The sequence below is a fragment of the Pseudomonas sp. MWU318 genome (assembly GCF_016756945.1).
In the GTDB taxonomy this organism is placed as follows: Bacteria; Pseudomonadota; Gammaproteobacteria; order Pseudomonadales; family Pseudomonadaceae; genus Aquipseudomonas; species Aquipseudomonas putida_A.
In genome coordinates, this window is record NZ_JAESJL010000002.1 from 437,676 (window position 1) to 456,310 (window position 18,635).

At 61.1% G+C, this 18,635-nt stretch carries 19 protein-coding genes and 1 pseudogene; 7 read left to right on the forward strand and 13 right to left on the reverse strand.

Annotated elements, in window-relative coordinates; all coding sequences use genetic code 11:
- Positions 1-141 precede the first annotated feature (141 nt).
- Positions 142-1,317: a GAF domain-containing sensor histidine kinase gene (locus JN524_RS06035; RefSeq protein WP_202368805.1), complete on the forward strand. Its 1,176-nt coding sequence runs from the start codon at positions 142-144 to the stop codon at positions 1,315-1,317.
- Between the two features lie 123 nt (positions 1,318-1,440).
- Here JN524_RS06035 and JN524_RS06040 read toward each other — a convergent pair whose 3' ends face one another.
- From JN524_RS06040 to JN524_RS27450, 3 genes and pseudogenes are all read right to left on the reverse strand, one after another.
- The gene (locus JN524_RS06040; protein WP_202368806.1) at positions 1,441-1,887 is read right to left on the reverse strand and encodes a hypothetical protein; all 447 of its coding nucleotides are present in this window, start codon (positions 1,885-1,887) and stop codon (positions 1,441-1,443) included.
- A 110-nt stretch (positions 1,888-1,997) separates the two neighbouring features.
- Complete coding sequence (locus JN524_RS27445) at positions 1,998-2,765, reverse strand: methyl-accepting chemotaxis protein (protein WP_442964270.1); 768 nt, start codon at positions 2,763-2,765, stop codon at positions 1,998-2,000.
- A 165-nt stretch (positions 2,766-2,930) separates the two neighbouring features.
- A pseudogene (locus JN524_RS27450) lies at positions 2,931-3,620 on the reverse strand (methyl-accepting chemotaxis protein); the annotation flags it as partial.
- A 275-nt stretch (positions 3,621-3,895) separates the two neighbouring features.
- Between JN524_RS27450 and JN524_RS06050 the strand changes: the two are divergent.
- Both JN524_RS06050 and JN524_RS06055 read left to right on the forward strand, forming a co-directional pair.
- Positions 3,896-4,918: a transporter gene (locus JN524_RS06050; protein ID WP_007963136.1), complete on the forward strand. Its 1,023-nt coding sequence runs from the start codon at positions 3,896-3,898 to the stop codon at positions 4,916-4,918.
- Positions 4,919-5,117: 199 nt separating this feature from the next.
- Positions 5,118-6,734: an inorganic phosphate transporter gene (locus JN524_RS06055; RefSeq protein WP_202368808.1), complete on the forward strand. Its 1,617-nt coding sequence runs from the start codon at positions 5,118-5,120 to the stop codon at positions 6,732-6,734.
- A gap of 109 nt (positions 6,735-6,843) precedes the next feature.
- On the opposite strand, the gene JN524_RS06060 is transcribed toward JN524_RS06055, so the two are convergent.
- Positions 6,844-7,740 carry a LysR family transcriptional regulator gene (locus JN524_RS06060; RefSeq protein WP_202368809.1) on the reverse strand — a complete coding sequence of 299 codons (897 nt, stop codon included), beginning with the start codon at positions 7,738-7,740 and terminating at the stop codon, positions 6,844-6,846.
- Positions 7,741-7,860: 120 nt separating this feature from the next.
- Between JN524_RS06060 and JN524_RS06065 the strand changes: the two genes are divergently transcribed.
- Complete coding sequence (locus JN524_RS06065) at positions 7,861-8,616, forward strand: SDR family NAD(P)-dependent oxidoreductase (protein ID WP_202368810.1); 756 nt, start codon at positions 7,861-7,863, stop codon at positions 8,614-8,616.
- A gap of 112 nt (positions 8,617-8,728) precedes the next feature.
- Here the strand turns inward: JN524_RS06065 and JN524_RS06070 are convergent, their stop codons facing one another.
- Entirely contained in the window at positions 8,729-9,166 is a 438-nt protein-coding gene (locus JN524_RS06070) for a multidrug/biocide efflux PACE transporter (RefSeq protein WP_202368811.1), read from the reverse strand.
- A gap of 89 nt (positions 9,167-9,255) precedes the next feature.
- Between JN524_RS06070 and JN524_RS06075 the strand changes: the two genes are divergently transcribed.
- Positions 9,256-10,110: a LysR family transcriptional regulator gene (locus JN524_RS06075; RefSeq protein ID WP_202368812.1), complete on the forward strand. Its 855-nt coding sequence runs from the start codon at positions 9,256-9,258 to the stop codon at positions 10,108-10,110.
- Between the two features lie 106 nt (positions 10,111-10,216).
- Here the strand turns inward: JN524_RS06075 and JN524_RS06080 are convergent, their stop codons facing one another.
- The 3 genes from JN524_RS06080 to JN524_RS06090 are packed head-to-tail and all read right to left on the reverse strand — an operon-like array spanning position 10,217 to position 12,249.
- Entirely contained in the window at positions 10,217-11,446 is a 1,230-nt protein-coding gene (locus tag JN524_RS06080; RefSeq protein ID WP_202368813.1) for an RNA polymerase sigma factor, read from the reverse strand.
- Complete coding sequence (locus JN524_RS06085) at positions 11,439-11,783, reverse strand: YciI family protein (protein ID WP_027612597.1); 345 nt, start codon at positions 11,781-11,783, stop codon at positions 11,439-11,441. The genes JN524_RS06080 and JN524_RS06085 overlap by 8 nt, the downstream gene beginning before the upstream one ends.
- A gap of 40 nt (positions 11,784-11,823) precedes the next feature.
- Entirely contained in the window at positions 11,824-12,249 is a 426-nt protein-coding gene (locus tag JN524_RS06090; protein WP_027612596.1) for a YybH family protein, read from the reverse strand.
- Positions 12,250-12,389: 140 nt separating this feature from the next.
- On the opposite strand from JN524_RS06090, the gene JN524_RS06095 reads away from it, so the two are divergent.
- On the forward strand, positions 12,390-12,875 hold the full coding sequence (locus tag JN524_RS06095; RefSeq protein WP_202368814.1) for a GNAT family N-acetyltransferase: 486 nt from the start codon (positions 12,390-12,392) through the stop codon (positions 12,873-12,875).
- A 171-nt stretch (positions 12,876-13,046) separates the two neighbouring features.
- On the opposite strand, the gene JN524_RS06100 is transcribed toward JN524_RS06095, so the two are convergent.
- From JN524_RS06100 to JN524_RS06110, 3 genes are all read right to left on the reverse strand, one after another.
- Positions 13,047-13,535, reverse strand: a complete 489-nt coding sequence (locus JN524_RS06100; protein WP_202368815.1) for a GNAT family N-acetyltransferase — start codon at positions 13,533-13,535, stop codon at positions 13,047-13,049.
- Between the two features lie 324 nt (positions 13,536-13,859).
- Positions 13,860-14,354, reverse strand: a complete 495-nt coding sequence (locus tag JN524_RS06105) for a GyrI-like domain-containing protein (protein WP_202368816.1) — start codon at positions 14,352-14,354, stop codon at positions 13,860-13,862.
- A 68-nt stretch (positions 14,355-14,422) separates the two neighbouring features.
- The gene (locus tag JN524_RS06110) at positions 14,423-15,085 is read right to left on the reverse strand and encodes a LysE family translocator (protein WP_095137081.1); all 663 of its coding nucleotides are present in this window, start codon (positions 15,083-15,085) and stop codon (positions 14,423-14,425) included.
- A 137-nt stretch (positions 15,086-15,222) separates the two neighbouring features.
- On the opposite strand from JN524_RS06110, the gene alaC reads away from it, so the two are divergent.
- Positions 15,223-16,440: an alanine transaminase gene (gene alaC / locus JN524_RS06115; RefSeq protein WP_202368817.1), complete on the forward strand. Its 1,218-nt coding sequence runs from the start codon at positions 15,223-15,225 to the stop codon at positions 16,438-16,440.
- Between the two features lie 161 nt (positions 16,441-16,601).
- Here alaC and JN524_RS06120 read toward each other — a convergent pair whose 3' ends face one another.
- Both JN524_RS06120 and JN524_RS06125 read right to left on the reverse strand, forming a co-directional pair.
- The gene (locus JN524_RS06120; protein ID WP_097085886.1) at positions 16,602-17,957 is read right to left on the reverse strand and encodes a GntP family permease; all 1,356 of its coding nucleotides are present in this window, start codon (positions 17,955-17,957) and stop codon (positions 16,602-16,604) included.
- An 82-nt stretch (positions 17,958-18,039) separates the two neighbouring features.
- Positions 18,040-18,573 carry a gluconokinase gene (locus JN524_RS06125; RefSeq protein WP_027612589.1) on the reverse strand — a complete coding sequence of 178 codons (534 nt, stop codon included), beginning with the start codon at positions 18,571-18,573 and terminating at the stop codon, positions 18,040-18,042.
- Positions 18,574-18,635 lie beyond the last annotated feature (62 nt).

Below are 18,635 nucleotides of genomic sequence, written 5' to 3' on the forward strand. Positions count from 1 at the left end.
CGCACGATCACCGATCGTGCGGCTTTTTTGCGTCCGTTTGCCGGCAAATCACGCGGATGCAGCCTGGAGGGATGCCAAAACCGCCATCAGACCGCTAGTATGGCCCCCAATCAATCAACCAATGCAGCCAGGAACGATGGCATGGGGCAGAGCAAAGCAGCAGACATCGCCACCATCGGACGCATTAGCGCGGTGCCGGCCATCCTTCAGGTGATCCGCGAACTGACCGGGATGCGTTTTGCCGCCGTGGCGCGGGTCACCGAGGACTCGTGGACCACGTGTGCGGTGCTCGATCAACTGGAATTCGGCCTGCAAGTCGGCGGCGAACTGGATGTGGTCACCACTCTGTGCCACGAGATCCGCCAGTCACATGTCTCGGTGGTGATCGACAAAGCCAGCGAAGACCCGCTCTACCGTGATCACCACACCCCGCGCCTGTACAAATTCGAGAGCTATATTTCGGTGCCGGTGTTCCGCACTGACGGACGGTTCTTCGGCACCATCTGCGCCCTCGACCCGATCCCGGCGCAGCTCAGGTCCAGCACCATCCAGAGCACCATGGAGTCTTTCGCGCGGATGCTCGCGTTGCAGATCGAAGCCGAGGAAAACGCGCAGCGCACCGAAACCGCGTTGTTGCAGGAACGCGAAACCGCCGAGTTGCGCGAACAGTTCATCGCCGTGCTCGGCCACGACTTGCGCAACCCGTTGTTCGCGATCAGCGCTGGTGCCGAAATGCTTCTGCGCAAGCATCCGGATCCGGCCATCGAGGTGCGGGTGCGCAATATCCTTGGCAGTGCGCAAAGGGCAACGCGGTTGGTGGATGATGTGCTCGACTTCGCTCGCGGGCGATTGGGCAAAGGCATTCCGGTGGATATCCAGCCCTGTGCGGATTTGACCGAAGCCGTGCAACAGGTGGTGACGGAGATTCGCAATGTGCATCCCGGACGTACGATCAGTGCGTCCATTGGCGACTTGCAGGGTGTGCGCTGCGACCGTGGCCGGATTGCCCAGTTGCTGTCGAACCTGCTGGCCAATGCCGTGACCCATGGCGACCCGGAAGGGGATATCGAAGTCATCGCCCAGATCGAGCAAGGTGCGTTGATGCTGGCGGTGAAAAATCAGGGGCATATTCCCGATGCGGTCCTGCCGCACCTGTTCCACCCCTACTCGCGCCCTGCCGGCAGCGCGCCCCAGGCCGGCCTCGGGCTGGGTCTGTACATCGCCAGCCAGATCGCGCAGTCCCACGGCGGGCATTTGCATGTCGCGTCCACCGCCCAAAGCGGCACGCTGTTCACCTTCAGCCTGCCAACCCTCTGAAACACACCGCAGTTCCCTGTAGGAGTGAGCCTGCTCGCGATAGCGGTATATCAGTCACCATGAATATGGCAGATATACCGCTATCGCGAGCAGGCTCACCCCTACAGCGGACTTACCTGATGCTCAGGCCGAAGTGCTGACCAGCGAGCCCGAGCTGCTCGACCCGGAATCCTGCAATGCCTGCAACAACGCCGCCGTAGCCGTCTGCAACGAAGCCGAGGTGCTGGAGATCTGCGACTCGGCAGAGGCCACGTCAGCCGCTTTGGCATCAGCGTCTTCCTGCTTGGTCTGAGCCGCTTGCAGCGCCTGCTGCTGTTCCTGCAATTGCTTTTGCAGCTCGGCGATCTGCTTGCGCAATTCTTTCACCGAATCCGATTCACCGCTGCTGTCGGAACTGCTGTCGCCTGCCGGAGCCGCGCCCCCGCCAGCCGCCACTTTGCTGGTATCGGCGCTGACGCCAGTGCTGCTGGTGGCAGTGGTCGAAGTGTCGTCACTGGCGTCGCTGATCTTGGTTTTGCTGGTGGCGGTGGTGACGGTCTGATTGATTGAAACAGAGGTGATGCTGACCATGGGATGGCTCCAATGCCGGTTATAGATAACCGGCCATCGGCGGCAGTCGCACGGATTTGAGATCGACTGTGTACCGACTCGGTAACCGAACCGGTACACGTCGCCTGACGTCAGGCGCTCAGGCGCGCGGTGACTTCATTGAGTTGCCCGGACAGGCCATGCAGGTTCTGGCTGGCGCTTTCGGTGCGCTGCACGCTGTTGAGGTTGGTGCTGGCGATCGAGGTGATCTCGGTCAGGTTGCGCGAGATGTCTTCGGCCACCGAGGTCTGCTCTTCAGCGGCGGTGGCGATCTGGCGGTTCATGTCGCGGATCGCTTCCACGGCGTGGGTGATGCGCTCCAGCATCGCACCGGCCTGAGTCACTTGCTCGACGCTTTCGTCGCTGCGCGCCTGACCGCTTTCGATCGCTTGCGCAGCATCCACGGCGCCGGTCTGCACGTTCTGAATGATCTGGTTGATCTCGATGATCGACTCGGCCGTACGCTGCGCCAGGTTGCGCACCTCATCGGCGACCACCGCGAAACCGCGTCCGGCCTCACCGGCCCGCGCCGCTTCAATCGCCGCGTTGAGCGCCAGCAGGTTGGTCTGTTCGGCGATGCCGCGAATCACTTCCAGCACCTTGCCGATGCGGCCGCTGTCGCTTTCCAGGCGACGAATCACTTCCGCAGTGTTGGCGATTTCGCCACGCATCTGGGTGATAGTGTGGATGGTGCTCTGCATGACCTTCTCACCCTGCTGGGCAGACTGGTCGGCATCGTCGGCAGCCCGCGCCGCGTCCGCCGCGTGACGGGCGACTTCCTGGGCAGTGGCGGACATTTCGTTCATCGCCGTGGCCACCTGATCGGTGCGGTTGAACTGCTCGTTGGTGCCGCCGGCCATGGTCGTGGCGATCGCATTCAGTTCGCCGCTGGCGCTGTCCAGATCACTGGCGCTGCGTTGCAGGTGAGTGAAGGTTTCGGCAAGGAAATCACGCAGGGTATTGGCGGCCGCCGCGAGGTTGCCCAACTCGTCCTGACGATCGTTGGCGACGCGCTCGGCGAGGCGCCCACGGCTCAACTGGGTGACGTAGTCGATCAGCTTGCGGATCGGATCGATCAGGTTGCGGTTGACCAGCCACAGGCTGAGCAAACCGATCAGCAGGCCCGAGCCGAGCATCACCAGAATCCCCAGCAGCACGGTGCTGTCGGCACTGGCGCTGATCTGCGCCGACTGTTCGGTGCCCTGCTTGCGCAGCTCGGCGACCAGTTCGCTCATCTGATCGCTGGTGGCACGGTCCACGCCTTTGACGGCGCTGTCGCCAGCCGTTGGATCGGCACCGGCAGCAACGTAGGCATCGCGGCCCTTCTGGTAGGCGCTGCCGAGTTGGCGGTGTTCTTCACGCAGACGTTCGATGCGGGTTTTCAGCGCCGGCTCCAGGCCTTTCTGCCCGGCCAGTTCACCGAGAATGTTCTGCACATCGCGCTGACGATCTTCGAACTGGCTCCAGTACTTGGCCAGGTCCGCCGGTTGCTTGCCGCGCAGCAGGACGTTTTTCCATTCCTGCACCTGCACCTTGAATTGCAGGTTGGCCTCGTCGATCAGTTGCGAGGTGTGCAAGGGGCCGGCGATCAACTGGCTGTAGTTCTGCACGCCGTTGGACAGGAAATGAAAGCAGGCCAGTGCGATCAACAGCATCGCCAGCAGGCTGCCGCCGAGCAGGGCGAGAATTTGTGCTCTCAAGGATTTTTGCAGCATCGCGAGATACTCAGGACAGGGATGAGGCACGCCCGGTAAGGCGTGGAATTTTGCCGGACATCCGTGTCGGCGAGCCTTGGCTCATGGCCAAGCGCGCGCAACGTAACCCAAGCGTGATCGGCGTACCAGAGCGCTTCTTGAAGAAAATCCGACCGCCGGTAAGACATTGATCTGGCGTCACTTTGTCGTCACACAAGTGTCATGTGCGATTGCGATGATGCGGCTCAGTGAACCTGCCATTCCGCGACCGACGCCCCTCCTCGCAGCGAGCCTCCATGAACCACAGCCTTGATCTCAGTCATCGCGATCCTGATTTGTTCGGTCTGCTTTACGGCTTCCGTTTTCGTCCCGGTGAACGTGGCCGCGAAGTCGATTCGGCAACCGCCCTGCGTTGTCTGCAAGACGACAGCGACACTGATGAATTCCTCTGGCTGCACCTGAACCTGGCGCACGCCGCGTGCGAGCGCTGGATGAAAAGTCATCTGCAATTGCCCGAAGAATTCTTCGAGGCGCTGCACGAAGGTTCGCGCTCGACGCGCATCGAACACGTAGATTCGGCCTTGCTGGCGGTAGTCAACGACGTGGTGTTCAACCTCAGCAGCATGGTTTCCTCGGACGTGTCGACGCTGTGGGTCTGCGTGCGCAGCAAACTGATCGTCAGCGCACGCCTGCAACCGCTGCACTCGGTGGACAAATTGCGTTCGTCGGTGAAGGCCGGCGAATGCTTTCGCTCGCCGTCGGAACTGCTGGTGCACTTGCTGCGTGATCAGGGTGAAGTGCTGACGCAGATCGTGCGCAAGACCAGCATGAGCGTCGATCAGGTCGAGGACGAATTGCTCTCCTCACGGCTGTCGACCAACCGCGCCGAACTCGGCGCCAACCGCCGGGTGCTGGTGCGCCTGCAACGGCTGTTGGCGCTGGAGCCGGGATCCTTGCTGCGCCTGCTCAATCGTCCGCCGCCATGGCTGCAGAAGGAGGACGTCAAGGAGCTGCGCAAATCCACCGAGGAGTTCGCGCTGATCATCAACGACCTCACCGCCCTCGGCGAGCGGATCAAACTGCTCCAGGAAGAAATCGCCGCCAACCTCAACGAACAGAGCAACCGCACCCTGTTCACCCTGACGGTGGTCACGGTGCTGGCGTTGCCGATCAACATCATTGCCGGTTTCTTTGGCATGAACGTGGGGGGAGTGCCACTGGCGACGGATCCGGAGGGGTTCTGGATTCTGGTGGCGCTGGTCGCGACGTTCACCGTGATTGCCGGGCGCTGGGCGTTTCGTAAACGTGGGGATTATTAAGATCAAAAGATCGCAGCCTGCGGCAGCTCCTACAGGGCACGGTAAACCTGTAGGAGCTGCCGCAGGCTGCGATCTTTTGATTTTCACTATCAGATCAGCGGAGAGCTAATCAGCCAAACACTGATCTGTCGCAGTCTCTCTGTAACATTCTGCAACGATCATGACCGACACTCCTTCCCTCGCTCAGGATTGTCCGCTCATGGCTACTCCCTCCCTGACCGCCGCCCGGCCCACGTCCGCCCACGGCGGCCGGCCGGCACTTGATAAAAAACCCGGCCCGTTCACTTACGTGGTGTTCTTCGCAGTGCTCGCGATGGGGATGCTGTTCACCGCTTACAGCCTGATGCACGACATGCATGAGCTGGGCACCACCGTCACCACCTGGACCCCGTTCCTGTTGCTCGGCGTGGCGTTACTGATTGCGCTGGGCTTCGAGTTCGTCAACGGTTTCCACGACACCGCCAACGCGGTCGCGACGGTGATCTACACCCACTCGCTGCCGCCGAATGTGGCGGTGGTCTGGTCGGGCTTCTTCAACTTCCTCGGGGTGTTGCTGTCCAGTGGCGCGGTGGCGTTCGGCATCATCGCCCTGCTGCCGGTGGAGCTGATTCTGCAGGTCGGTTCGTCCGCCGGGTTCGCGATGATCTTCGCCCTGCTGATCGCAGCGATCCTCTGGAACCTCGGTACCTGGTGGCTGGGCCTGCCGGCCTCGTCGTCGCACACCTTGATCGGTTCGATCATCGGCGTCGGCGTGGCCAATGCCTTGATGCACGGACGCGACGGCACCAGCGGCGTGGACTGGGCGCAGGCGACCAAGATCGGTTACGCCCTGCTGCTGTCGCCGCTGGTGGGCTTCGGCTGCGCGGCGCTGTTGCTGCTGGCCATGCGCGCCTTCATCAAGAATCGCGCGCTGTACAAGGCGCCGGAAGGCAACAACCCGCCACCGTGGTGGATTCGCGGTTTGCTGATCGCCACCTGCACCGGTGTGTCTTTCGCCCACGGCTCCAACGACGGGCAGAAAGGCATGGGCCTGATCATGCTGATTCTGGTCGGCACCTTGCCGATGGCCTACGCCTTGAACCGCACCATGCCGGCCGATCAGGCGCTGCAGTTCGCTGCCGTCGCCGAAGTCACCCAGCAAGCGCTGGTGAAAAACACCCCGCTGCCAGCCCCGTTGGATCCGCGTCCGGTACTGTCGGATTACGTGCGCAGCAAGCAAGCCACGCCGCAACTGATCCCCGCCCTCGCCGCTCTCACCGGGCATATTGGCGAGGAGGTGAAAGGCTATGGCTCGCTGTCGAAAGTCCCGGCCGAGGCCATGGGCAACGTGCGTAACGACATGTACCTGGCCAGCGAAAGCATTCGCCTGATGGACAAGAACAAGGTCGGCAATTTCGACGCCGACACCACTGACAAACTGCAACTGTTCAAACAGCAGATCGACAACGCCACACGCTTCATTCCGTTGTGGGTGAAGATTGCGGTGGCCATCGCTCTGGGCCTCGGCACCATGGTCGGCTGGAAACGGATTGTGGTGACAGTCGGCGAAAAAATCGGCAAGACCCACCTGACCTACGCCCAGGGCGCCTCGGCGGAAACCGTGGCGATGCTGACCATCGGCGCGGCGGACATGTTCGGCTTGCCGGTATCGACCACCCACGTGCTGTCATCGGGCGTGGCCGGGACCATGGTCGCCAATGGCGGTGGTTTGCAGATGAAGACCATCCGCAATCTGTTGATGGCGTGGGTGCTGACCTTGCCGGCGGCAATTCTGCTGTCGGGCAGCCTGTACTGGCTGTTCACCCAGATCTTCTGACCTCACAAATCCCCTGTAGGAGCTGCCGAAGGCTGCGATCTCTTGATTTTGCTTTAAGAAACAAGATCAAAAGATCGCAGCGTGCCGCAGCTCCTACAGGGGAAGTCGGTCAGAGCGTCGAGCGGATGACATCGCCCAACCACTCCATGAACACTCGCACCCGCAGCGGCAAGTGCCGTTGCCGCGCATACAGGATTGAAATGCCCATCGCCGGTGCGGTGAACTGCGGCAGCACAGTCACCAGTTCGCCAGTTTCGAGGTGCGGCTGCATGCCGGTGCGCGGCACCTGGATCAGACCAAAGCCGCCCAGGCACGCCGCCTCATAGGCATCAGTGCTGTTGACCGTGACGCTGCCAGACATCGGCAGGCGTCGCACCTGTCCGTCCTGTTCATACACAAACCCTTCCGAGCGCGAACCGAGCACGCCGACGTAGTGCACCAGCCGATGCTGCGCCAGATTCTCCAACGTCTGCGGCACGCCGTAGCGTTCGAGGTACGCGGGGCTGGCGCAGTTGATCATCGGAAAGTCACCGAGATGCCGCGCCACCACCGATTGATCCGGCTGCGCACCGATGCGCACCACGCAATCGAAACCCTCGCTGAGCAGATCGACACGGCGGTCGGTGCTGCTGATTTCCAGTTCCAGATTCGGGTGCCGCGCCATGAACTCAGGCAGCAGCGGCATGATCAGGCGCCGCGCGAGGATGTTCGGCATGTCGACACGAATCCGCCCGCTCAGCGACGCCGGATCCTGCCGAAACAGACCCTCGATCTCGTCCATGTGCGACAGCAGATCCTTGCTGCGCTCGTACAACACCAGACCGTCCTGAGTCGCCTGCACCTTGCGCGTGGTGCGTTGCAAAAGGCGGGTGCCGAGCAGGGTTTCCAGGGCCTGGACGTGCTCGGAAACCGTCGAGCGCGGCAGCCCGAGACTCTCGCCGGCCAGGGTGAAACTCGACAGTTCGCTGACCCGGACGAAGGTGCGCAGCAGTTCCAGTTTGTTCATGAGGACACCCGTTGATTGTTCGGCTGAGTCGATCAGTGATTCCGATTTCAGTCTCTTTATCACCCCATGGCGGATAAATAAACTTTGCTCATCACCACTCACCGCAATCGAGGATTTCACATGAGCCGCAAAATCGCATTGATCACCGGCGCCAGCCGTGGCCTGGGCAAGAACGCCGCCCTGCACCTCGCCGCCGAAGGCGTGGACATCATCGGCACCTACAACAGCCGCGCCGATGAAGCCCAGGCGCTGGTGGCTGAACTGGAACAACGCGGCGCCAAAGCCGTGATGCTGCAACTCGATGTTGGTCGCAGTGAAACCTTTGCCGAGTTCGCCTCGCGGGTTGCGCAAGCGCTGCAGCAACTGGAGCGTCCGCGTTTCGACTTCCTGATCAACAACGCCGGGATCGGTGTGCACGCGGCGTTCGCCGAGACCACCCCGGAACAGTTCGACCTGCTGATGAATATCCAGCTCAAAGGGCCGTTCTTCCTGACTCAGCAACTGCTGCCGCTGATCAATGACGGCGGGCGCATCATCAACATCTCCAGCGGCCTGACCCGCTTCAGCCTACCGGGTTATGCCGCCTACGCCGCGATGAAAGGCGCGATGGAAGTGCTGACCCGCTACCAGGCCAAGGAGCTGGGCGCGCGGCAGATCGGCGTGAACATTCTGGCGCCGGGTGCGATCGAGACCGACTTTGGCGGCGGTGCCGTGCGCGACAACGCCGCGTTGAACGCGATGGTCGCGAGCAACACCGCACTGGGTCGCGCCGGGCAACCGGATGACATTGGTGGCGCACTGTCGATGCTGCTGGCGCCGGGAGCTCAATGGATCAACGGGCAGCGGGTTGAAGCATCCGGCGGCATGTTCCTCTAACTTCAAACACTGTCCCTGTAGGAGCTGCCGCAGGCTGCGATCTTTTGATCTTGTTTTTAAAAAATCAAAGTCAAAAGATCGCAGCCTGCGGCAGCTCCTACAGGGGTTCGGGTTAGCTATGGCAGGCGCTGCGCTGCACAAACCGCTCCCGCACAACGTCATACCCCCAGTGATACACGTAGGTGTAAGGCAGGAAAAACAGCAGCACACCAATGTCCAGCAAGAACGCCTGCCACAGGCTGACCGACAGCCACCAGGCAATCAGCGGCACGCCCATCACGATCAATCCACCCTCGAACAGCAGCGCATGGACCACCCGTGTCCAGCCGTTGTGCTCGACATTCAGGCGCTTGAGCATGCGGTCGAAAAAGCCGTTGAACAACACGTTCCAGGCCAGCGCCAGCATCGCGATCAGCACGGTCACCGCGCCCATGTCCAGCAGCGGTTTGTCCATGATCCACGCCAGTAACGGGGTACAGATCAGGATCGCCAGAAACTCGAAACCGATGGCCTGGAAGATACGTTCAGTGATGGATTTGTTGGCAGTCATGGCCTGACTCCTTGAGTGAAGATGGTTGCCATGATCAGCCCTCACACCGATACTTCATAACCAATAACCATCGATCAAGGCGATAGTTCATGGCTTCGCAAGAAGTGCTGTTGGCGTTTGTTCAGGCGGCCACTCAGGGTTCGTTTTCGGCAGCGGCGCGCAAGCTGGGGCGCAGTCAGTCGACCATCAGTGCCGCAGTGGCCAGCCTGGAAATCGATCTGGACCTGATTCTGTTCGACCGCAGCAGCCGCAAACCGACCCTGACCCCGGCCGGGCATGTGATGCTGCAACGGGCCGAGGCGATTCTGGCGGCCACCAGTCGTATGGAAATGAGCGCCCGGCAACTGGCCCAAGGCGTTGAGCCGAAGCTGACCGTGGCGATTTCCGATACCTATCAGTCGTACCGTTTTGAAGCGGCCTTGGTCGGGTTTGAGCAGCGTTATCCGGATCTGGAACTGGAATGTCTGATTGCCGAATGCGATGACTTGATCGAATTGGTCCAGCGTGGTCGCGCGCACTTGGCCTTCGCTGAGATGCAAGAGAACTATCCGCCGGATCTGGTGACGTCAACAGTGGCCGAGCGCACGGAAATCGCCTTGTTCGTCAATCGCGGCCATGCGCTGGCCAGGCTCGATCACATCGATCAACACATCCTGGAACAGCACCGTGAATTGCGTCTGGCAACCATCGTCAATCCGTATGACAGCCGTGGCAAAGGTCGCGTGTGGTCGGCGCCGAGTTATCTGATGTTGTTGGAGATGGCCGAAAAGGGTTTTGGCTGGGCGCCGCTGCCGCGTTGGCTGGCGCAGCGTTATGGCAATGATTTGCTGGTGGAGCTGAACGTGCGCGGCTGGCCGAAACCGGTGTTTGTCGATGCCTTGTGGTCGCGGCTGTATCCGCCGGGGCCGGCGGGGAGCTGGTTGTTGAGCAAGATGCTGGAATAGCGGTGCCGCCATTCGCGAGCAGGCTCGCTCCCACAGAGAAATGCATTCCAAAGGTGGGAGCGAGCCTGCTCGCGAAGAAGTCGGCAGTGCCCGCGAAGAGTTCAGCTTAATCCAGTTCGCTCAGCCGCCCCTCGATAAACCGCCGCTCCGGCTCTTGCCGGGTCAGCTCCAGTGCTCGCCGATACGCCGCCCGCGCCTGCTCCACCCGGCCCAACTGCCGACAAAACTCCGCCCGCGCCGAATGCGCCAGGTGGTAATCCTGCAACTCGCCGCGATCCAGGATCCCCTCGATCAGCGTCAGCCCGGCCAACGCGCCATCGCGCTTGGCCACTGCCACCGCGCGGTTCAACTCGATCACCGGCGACGGCATCGCGCGCAACAGCACGTCATACAGCCCAACAATCTGCTGCCAATCGGTTTCTGCCGCTGACGGCGCTTCGGCATGCACCGCGGCAATCGCCGCTTGCAGGCAATACGGCCCGAACCTTCGGGTGGTCAGCGCCCGCTCCACCAGCGCACAACCTTCGGCGATCAACCCGGCATCCCAGCGCGAGCGATCCTGGTCGTCCAGCAGAATCAACTCCCCCTCCACGGAAGTCCGTGCCGAGCGCCGCGACTCATGTAACAGCATCAACGCCAAGAGTCCCGTGACCTCAGGCTCCGGCAGCAACTCCATCAGCAGCCGCCCCAGCCGAATCGCTTCGCGAGTCAGATCTTCGCGGGTCAGCTCGGCGCCCATCGACGCCGAATAACCTTCGTTGAACACCAGATAAATCACCCGCAACACGCTGTCGAGGCGCTCGGGCAGTTCGCTCAGGCTGGGAACTTGATAAGGGATTTTTGCATCGCGAATCTTCGCCTTGGCCCGCACGATGCGCTGGGCTATCGCCGCCGGTGCGGAGAGAAACGCGCGGGCGATTTCCTCGGTGGTCAGGTCACAGACTTCACGCAGGGTCAGCGGCACTTGCGCATCCGCCGCCAGCGCCGGGTGACAGCAGGTGAAGATCAGCCGCAGGCGGTCGTCTTCCACGTCTTCGCCACTCCAGTCGGCCTGTTCCAGTTCTTCGAGCTGCGCCAGCAACAGCGGCTGCGAGGCCTTGAAGCGGGCGCGGCGGCGCAACACATCGATGGCCTTGAAGCGCCCGGTGGACACCAGCCAGGTGCGCGGATTGTCCGGCACGCCATCGCGCTGCCAGCGCTCGACCGCGACGAAGAACGCCTCGTGCAAGGCTTCCTCGGCGAGGTCGAAATCGCCGAGCAGACGAATCAGGGTCGCCAGAATCCGCCGCGAGTCTTCGCGATAGACCTGCTCGACCCGCGCCCGGACTTCAGACATTCAACTGCCGCACCGGACGCACTTCGACGCTGCCGACCCGGGCCGCCGGAATGTTACCGGCGACCTGAATCGCTTCGTTCAGATCCTTGGCATCGATCAGGTAGAAACCGGCCAGTTGCTCCTTGGTTTCAGCGAACGGGCCATCGGTGATCGACAGCTTGCCGTTGCGCATACGCACCGTGGTCGCAGTCTGCACCGACTCCAGCGCTTCGGCCGCGACCATCCGCCCGCTGCCCTGAATCGACTCGGCATAGGCCCAGCACTCGGCGTCTTCCGGGCTGTCGGGCGAGGTGTGCAGCAAGTGCTCGTCGCTGTAGACCAGGCATAGATACTTCATGGCTTTCTCCTGATTCGAACGGATCAACTATGGCTGAAGATCAGGGTTGCACATCGAACAGCGTGCTGCCGCTCATCGGATCGAACGGTGCCGACCAGTGCTCGTGAGCGATTTTCCACGTCCCGCCGACCTGCCGATAGCACGCGGTGGCGCGCATCCAGCAGCTCTGGGTTTCACCCTTGTCGTTGGTGCCGCCGCAATGCGTTACCCAATGGGCGAAGGCGAGGTTGTCGGCGGTCTCGATGGCGATCTCGTGAAACTCGAAAACGTGCGGGCCGGAACACATTTCCATGCAGGCTTCCCAATGTGCACGGTAGGCCGCTTTGCCCTTGAATTGCAGGGCCTTGATCGCATCGAAGGAGACGATGTCGTCGGTGTACAACGTCATGACCTTGTCGACGTTCTTGGTCATTACCGCGTCGCGGTAGGTATTGATCAGGGTCTGGATTTCAGTCTGTGCGCTCATGGTGTTCTCCGTGGTTTTTGTGCTGAAGACACCTTTAGTCGTTCGGCTATCGGGCGGATCGACAGACGAAACAAAAAATTTCCGCAGAACACAAAATCGCTAGAATCCGAGGCTCATCTTTGTAGGAAAAGGAAATTCCCGTGTCAGCCCAACTCGTGCCGTACGACCGCCTGAACGCCTTGCAGCGTCAGCAAGTCGAGGCGATTGAAATCCATCCCGAGCAGATCAAGTTCTCCGGCGACATTCACGGCGCGCTGCACACGCTGCTGTCCAAACCTGGTCCCGGCGTCAAAGGCTTTGCCCTGCTGGCCGACCAAGTGCCGGTGGCGTTCCTGCTGCTCAAGCGCCCGCCCGTTTTACCGGCCTGGGCCGATGAACACAGCGCCACCCTGCACGCCCTGCAGGTCGATCACCGCGCGCAGGGCAAAGGGTACGGCAAGGCCTGCCTGCAAGCGTTGCCCGGCGTGGCGCGTGAAGCATGGCCGGAGATCAAGGGACTGGAACTGTCGGTGGACGCCGATAACGACGCGGCGATCGCCCTGTACGCCAGATACGGTTTCGTCGACAGCGGCGAAGCGTACAAGGGCCGAATTGGTTACGAGCGGCGCATGGGTCTGTTTTTCTAAAATCATCAAGGGATGCACGACGATGTTACGTCCTGCCCCACGACCGAAAAGAGTACGTGATCCCCTTGCAGGAGCTGCCGCAGGCTGCGATCTTTTGATCTTGATCTTCTTAACTGCAAGATCAAAAGATCGCAGCCTTCGGCAGCTCCTACAGTTTTGAATGGTATTGGCTTAGAGAGTGAGGATCATCTCGTGCCACGCCATCCCGCCATGGTCGGACTCCGACGGCTTGATGTAGGCAAAGCCGAACCCGGCGTACAACGGAATGTGCTGTTCCTTGCACATCAAGTGAATCGTCGCTTTATCCAGCCCGCGCATGCGCTCGATGAATTCGGCCATCAAGCGCTTGGCCAGGCCGTGCCCTTGATAGTCCGGGTGCACCACCACTGACATGATCACCACATTCGGCCCTTTCGGGTCGTGGCCGATCAGTTCCTTGAACGCCTCGTCGGACATCTGCACGTCAAACGCCGCGCCCGAGTTGATGAACCCGGCGACCACGCCATCCACTTCGGCAACGATAAAACCCTCCGGCCAGGTGGCGATGCGCGTGGCGATCTTCTCGCGAGTGGCGGCTTCATCGCCTTCGTAAGCAACGGTTTCGATGGCGTAGCAGCGGTCCAGGTCGGCGGCGGTGACGTTGCGGATGACGGTGTTCATGGCAGCTCGAAAATCAACGGAGAAAAGTGCGCAAAGCATAAAGGAATAAGGTGTTCATATCGATCCGCGCGGGGGGCGTAAAGCCTGCGTATAAGCGCTTTTCTTCGTGCCGCTGACGGGCTATTCCTGCGCTGTGTCTCTGATCACCCTTGGGGGTAACCGCTTATGAGCAGCGTTGAAATCGGCTTGTTGATGGTATTGGGCATCAGTACGTTCGGCTTTATCACCTTGGGCATCGACCTGTTGCGGGCGCGACGGCTGGGCAAGGGTAAACGCGGTTGAACAGCATGAGGCGGATCAGTGATCCGCCTCATCGTCATGGGCTCAGGCTTTGCTGTCGACTGGGACGCAGATTTCCAGTTTGCCGGTGTGCAGTCGCGGATTGAAATCGGCGCTGTAGCGTTCCAGTTCCGGGGCATTCAGTTCCACGTAATGGGAAGTCGGTAGCCAGGTCTTGTAGATGTATTGCAGGGTTTGCGGCAACTGGTCGAGCGGTCCCTTGTGCTCGAACACTGCGTATTGCCGGGGCAGCACTTCGACCCACTGGTAGACCTTCTGGTCGAGGTCATCGAGCTTGCTGATTTCCACTCCGGCGATGTAATCGAAGCCACCCTGACCGTCGAAATTGCTGCAGACGCCGTAGGTCACTTCGTTTTTTTGTCCCTGTATCTTTCCCAGGTGCGGCAAGAAACTTTCCCACAGCGCGGGGATGTCCTTTGCCGTGTCCTGGGTAAATCGACCACGAAATCCCGCGATCAGCAGGAAGTGTCCATGTTCGAAGCGAGGTTCAGCCACTTCGACGCGTTTTTGCTCATCCATGACTCGACTCCTGGAACAAAAGTAGGGGTTCGGCTGCTGAGTATAGAAGCCAAACCCGATTCGCAATGTCACAAGGCGTGCAACTGGTCGGCGGCCCCGGAGCCAACGAACTCGTTATAACCGGATACGATCACGTAAACCGCGAAATAGCAGAAGATCGCCGCCGATGCCATGTACGAGTAGCGCAACAGCTTGTCGCCGAGCAACTTGCCGCCGTGGCTGGCGGCAAAGCACAGACCGGCCGACCACAGCAGCCCGGCGCAGAGGAAACCACCGAGGAACAGCGCCGAGCTCACAGGGCCGCCGCCACCGGAGCGGGCGATCAGGGTACCGCCAACTGCGGCGAACCAGAGGATCGCGCTCGGCGAAGACATGGCGAGGAAAATCCCGCGGAAGAACTCCTTGCGATGCGAGTTCTGCCCCACCTCCGCGGTCGCCGCCAGCTGCGCTTCGTGGTGAATCGCCGAATAGATCATCTTCGCCGCAAAGTAGATCAGCAGCGCCGAGCCGCCGATCCACAGCACCCAGCGCACGCTTTCGTACTGCAGCAGCACGGTCATCCCGGCCAGCGCCAGCACCGCGTAGATCAGGTCGCCGACGCAGGTGCCGAGGCCCAGCGCGAAGCCCTGAAAGTAACCGCGCTGCATCGCCAGGGTGATCATCGCGATGTTGGCCACGCCGATGTCCAGGCACAGCGAAAGGCTCAGCAAGAAGCCGCTGGTGAATTCCATTAAGCATTTCCTTGGAAAAAATTATTGTCGTGCACGCTGGACAGTCCGCCATCGCTGCCCTTATCTTCCGCCACAGGTCACCGCAGTGACCAGCGTCGCTCGGACGGTTCCGGGCGCTTACGTTATCCGAGGCAACAATGGCTGAACAAGGTTCGCCGCGCCGCTTTGCGCGCATTGATCGACTCCCTCCTTACGTTTTCAACATCACCGCCGAGCTGAAGATGGCCGCGCGGCGTCGTGGTGAAGACATCATCGACTTGAGCATGGGCAACCCCGACGGGGCCACACCGCCGCACATCGTCGAAAAACTGGTGCAGGTTGCACAGCGCGAAGACACCCACGGGTACTCCACGTCCAAAGGCATTCCGCGCCTGCGTCGGGCGATTTCCAACTGGTACAAGGAACGCTACGCGGTCGACATCGACCCGGAAAGCGAAGCCATTGTCACCATCGGTTCCAAGGAAGGCCTGGCGCACCTGATGCTGGCGACCCTGGATCAGGGCGACACGGTACTGGTGCCGAACCCGAGCTACCCGATTCACATCTACGGCGCAGTGATTGCCGGCGCTCAGGTGCGTTCGGTGCCGCTGGTGCCCGGCGTAGACTTTTTCGCTGAGCTGGAACGGGCCATCCGTGGCTCGATCCCGAAACCGAAGATGATGATCCTCGGTTTCCCGTCCAACCCCACCGCGCAGTGCGTGGAGCTGGATTTCTTCGAACGGGTGATCGCCCTCGCCAAGCAGTACGACGTACTGGTGGTGCACGACCTGGCTTACGCCGACATCGTCTACGACGGCTGGAAAGCCCCGTCGATCATGCAGGTGCCCGGCGCCAAGGACATCGCGGTGGAGTTTTTCACCCTGTCCAAGAGCTACAACATGGCGGGCTGGCGCATCGGTTTCATGGTCGGCAACCCGGAGCTGGTCAACGCCCTGGCACGGATCAAGAGCTACCACGACTACGGCACCTTCACCCCGCTGCAAGTGGCGGCGATTGCCGCGCTGGAAGGCGATCAGCAATGCGTGCGCGACATCGCCGAGCAGTATCGCCAGCGCCGCAACGTGCTGGTCAAAGGCCTGCATGAGCTGGGCTGGATGGTCGAGAATCCGAAGGCTTCGATGTACGTCTGGGCGAAGATTCCCGAGGCTTATGCGCACCTCGGTTCGCTGGAGTTCGCCAAGAAGCTGCTGGCCGAGGCCAAGGTCTGCGTCTCGCCGGGGGTGGGTTTTGGTGAGTATGGCGATGACCATGTGCGCTTCGCGCTGATCGAAAACCAGGACCGGATTCGTCAAGCGGTGCGCGGGATTCGCGGGATGTTCCGGGCGGATGGCCTGGCCCCGAAAACCGCCGGCTAACACATCCCCCTGTAGGAGCTGCCGCAGGCTGCGATCTTTTGATCTTGATCTTTAAAATCAAAAGATCGCAGCCTGCGGCAGCTCCTACAGGGGTTGGCACTTTCGCATCATCCACAAAAAAACCGCATCGCTGCGGTTTTTTTGTGCCTGCAAAGCGCCGCTTACACGAACAGCGACAACAGCAGGATAAAGCCCAGGCCCACCACCGACAGGATGGTTTCCATCGCGGTCCAGGTCTTGAAGGTCTCGGCCACGGTCATGTTGAAGTACTGCTTCACCAGCCAGAAACCGGCGTCGTTCACATGGGACAGGATCAACGAACCGGCACCGGTGGCCAGCACCAGCAGCTCACGGTTGACGCCCGGGATCATCCCCACCACCGGCACCACGATGCCCGCGCCCGTGATGGTCGCGACGGTGGCCGAACCGGTTGCGATACGAATCACCGCCGCCACCAGCCACGCCAGCAGAATCGGCGAGATCTGCGCGCTGACCGCCATGTGGCCGATCACGTCGCCCACGCCGCTGGTCACCAGCATCTGCTTGAAGCCACCACCGGCACCGATGATCAGAATGATTGCGGCGGTCGGCGCCAGGCTCGCGTCCAGCCACTTGAGCATCTGCTGCGAACCGATGCCCTGCTTGTGACCGAAGGTGTACAGCGACAGCAGCAAGGCCAGCAGCAGTGCCGAGATCGGGTGACCGATCATGTCCATCCAGGTGCGGAAGAAGTGACCGTCCGGCAGCGCCACGTCAGCGAAGGTTTTCAGCAGCATCAGGAACACCGGCAACAGCACGGTAATCAGGGTGATGCTGAAGCTCGGCAACTTGGTTGAGTCGTCGCTTTCACGGGCCAGTTGATCGACCAGCTCCTGATTCGGCGTGCCGGGAATGTGCTTGGCGATGAAGGTACCGAAGATCGGACCGGCAATGATTGCCGTCGGCAGCGCAACGATCAGACCGTAGAGGATGGTCTTGCCGATGTCGGCGCCGAACACCCCGATCGCCAGCAGCGGGCCCGGGTGTGGCGGCACCAGACCGTGTACGGCGGACAGACCGGCGAGCAGCGGGATACCGATCTTGATGATCGACACACCGGTGCGGCGGGCAACGATGAACACCAGCGGAATCAGCAGCACGAAGCCGATTTCGAAGAACAGCGGGATACCGACGAGGAACGCGGCGAACATCATTGCCCACTGCACTTTGTCCTTGCCGAAGGCGCGGATCAGGGTCTGCGCGATCTGATCGGCACCACCGGATTCGGCCATCATTTTGCCGAGCATGGTGCCCAGCGCGAGGATGATGCCGACGAAACCGAGCACGCCACCGAAGCCGTCCTGGAACGCCTTGATGATGGTGCCGATCGGCATGCCGGACGTCAGGCCGAGGAACGCGGCCGCGATGGTCAGCGAGATAAAGGGGTGAATCTTGAATTTGGTGATCAGGATAATCAGGCCGATTACCGTGACCACTGCATCGAGCAGCAGGTAGGCGTCGTGGGACATGCCAAACATTGGGGGTGTCTCCTGGCTTGTTGTTGTTATTAAAGCGGGTTAAACAGAATTCGTGAGGACAGCGCTAGCTCTTTCAACACACTCATACCGCCTGTTTCAGACCGTGGGCCTGCCACCAGACGTGCGCCTGGGCAGCCAGCTCTTCAACGCTGTGGATCGAAGCATTCAGCGCCAGGGTCAACGGCTCACCGACCGGCGACTCGAGGGTGGCGAACTGGCTTTCAATCAACGTCGCCGGCATGAAGTGGCCCGGGCGATGGGACACGCGGTCGGCGGCGACTTCAGGGGTCAGCTCAAGAAACACGAAGCCAAGGCCCGGCAAGGCACTGCGCAGCACTTCGCGATAACTGTGTTTAAGGGCCGAGCAGGTCAGCACCGGGCGTTTACCCGATGCATCGACGCGACGCAGTTCATCGCACAGGCTGTCGAGCCAGCCGGCACGGTCGTCGTCGTTCAGGGGGATCCCCGCGCTCATCTTTTCGATGTTGGCGGCCGGATGAAAAGTATCGCCTTCAATGGCAGTGGCGCCGCTCAATTGGCACAGGGCCTCGCTGACGCACGTCTTGCCGCAACCGGCAACGCCCATGATGACCAGGGCGGTGATGGGATGACTCATATAACACCTCAGCGCGCAGACAGCGCTACCTTTGCTAGCTATGACTCTAGTGCACAGGCAGA

Excerpts from the sequence above, each read along its gene's own strand:
- JN524_RS06035 (WP_202368805.1), top strand. The coding sequence starts at position 142 with ATGGGGCAGAGCAAAGCAGCAGACATCGCCACCATCGGACGCATTAGC.
- JN524_RS06040 (WP_202368806.1), bottom strand. The coding sequence starts at position 1,887 with ATGGTCAGCATCACCTCTGTTTCAATCAATCAGACCGTCACCACCGCC.
- JN524_RS27445 (WP_442964270.1), bottom strand. The coding sequence starts at position 2,765 with ATGGCCGGCGGCACCAACGAGCAGTTCAACCGCACCGATCAGGTGGCC.
- JN524_RS06050 (WP_007963136.1), top strand. The coding sequence starts at position 3,896 with ATGAACCACAGCCTTGATCTCAGTCATCGCGATCCTGATTTGTTCGGT.
- JN524_RS06055 (WP_202368808.1), top strand. The coding sequence starts at position 5,118 with ATGGCTACTCCCTCCCTGACCGCCGCCCGGCCCACGTCCGCCCACGGC.
- JN524_RS06060 (WP_202368809.1), bottom strand. The coding sequence starts at position 7,740 with ATGAACAAACTGGAACTGCTGCGCACCTTCGTCCGGGTCAGCGAACTG.
- JN524_RS06065 (WP_202368810.1), top strand. The coding sequence starts at position 7,861 with ATGAGCCGCAAAATCGCATTGATCACCGGCGCCAGCCGTGGCCTGGGC.
- JN524_RS06070 (WP_202368811.1), bottom strand. The coding sequence starts at position 9,166 with ATGACTGCCAACAAATCCATCACTGAACGTATCTTCCAGGCCATCGGT.
- JN524_RS06075 (WP_202368812.1), top strand. The coding sequence starts at position 9,256 with ATGGCTTCGCAAGAAGTGCTGTTGGCGTTTGTTCAGGCGGCCACTCAG.
- JN524_RS06080 (WP_202368813.1), bottom strand. The coding sequence starts at position 11,446 with ATGTCTGAAGTCCGGGCGCGGGTCGAGCAGGTCTATCGCGAAGACTCG.
- JN524_RS06085 (WP_027612597.1), bottom strand. The coding sequence starts at position 11,783 with ATGAAGTATCTATGCCTGGTCTACAGCGACGAGCACTTGCTGCACACC.
- JN524_RS06090 (WP_027612596.1), bottom strand. The coding sequence starts at position 12,249 with ATGAGCGCACAGACTGAAATCCAGACCCTGATCAATACCTACCGCGAC.
- JN524_RS06100 (WP_202368815.1), bottom strand. The coding sequence starts at position 13,535 with ATGAACACCGTCATCCGCAACGTCACCGCCGCCGACCTGGACCGCTGC.
- JN524_RS06105 (WP_202368816.1), bottom strand. The coding sequence starts at position 14,354 with ATGGATGAGCAAAAACGCGTCGAAGTGGCTGAACCTCGCTTCGAACAT.
- JN524_RS06110 (WP_095137081.1), bottom strand. The coding sequence starts at position 15,085 with ATGGAATTCACCAGCGGCTTCTTGCTGAGCCTTTCGCTGTGCCTGGAC.
- alaC (WP_202368817.1), top strand. The coding sequence starts at position 15,223 with ATGGCTGAACAAGGTTCGCCGCGCCGCTTTGCGCGCATTGATCGACTC.
- JN524_RS06120 (WP_097085886.1), bottom strand. The coding sequence starts at position 17,957 with ATGTTTGGCATGTCCCACGACGCCTACCTGCTGCTCGATGCAGTGGTC.
- JN524_RS06125 (WP_027612589.1), bottom strand. The coding sequence starts at position 18,573 with ATGAGTCATCCCATCACCGCCCTGGTCATCATGGGCGTTGCCGGTTGC.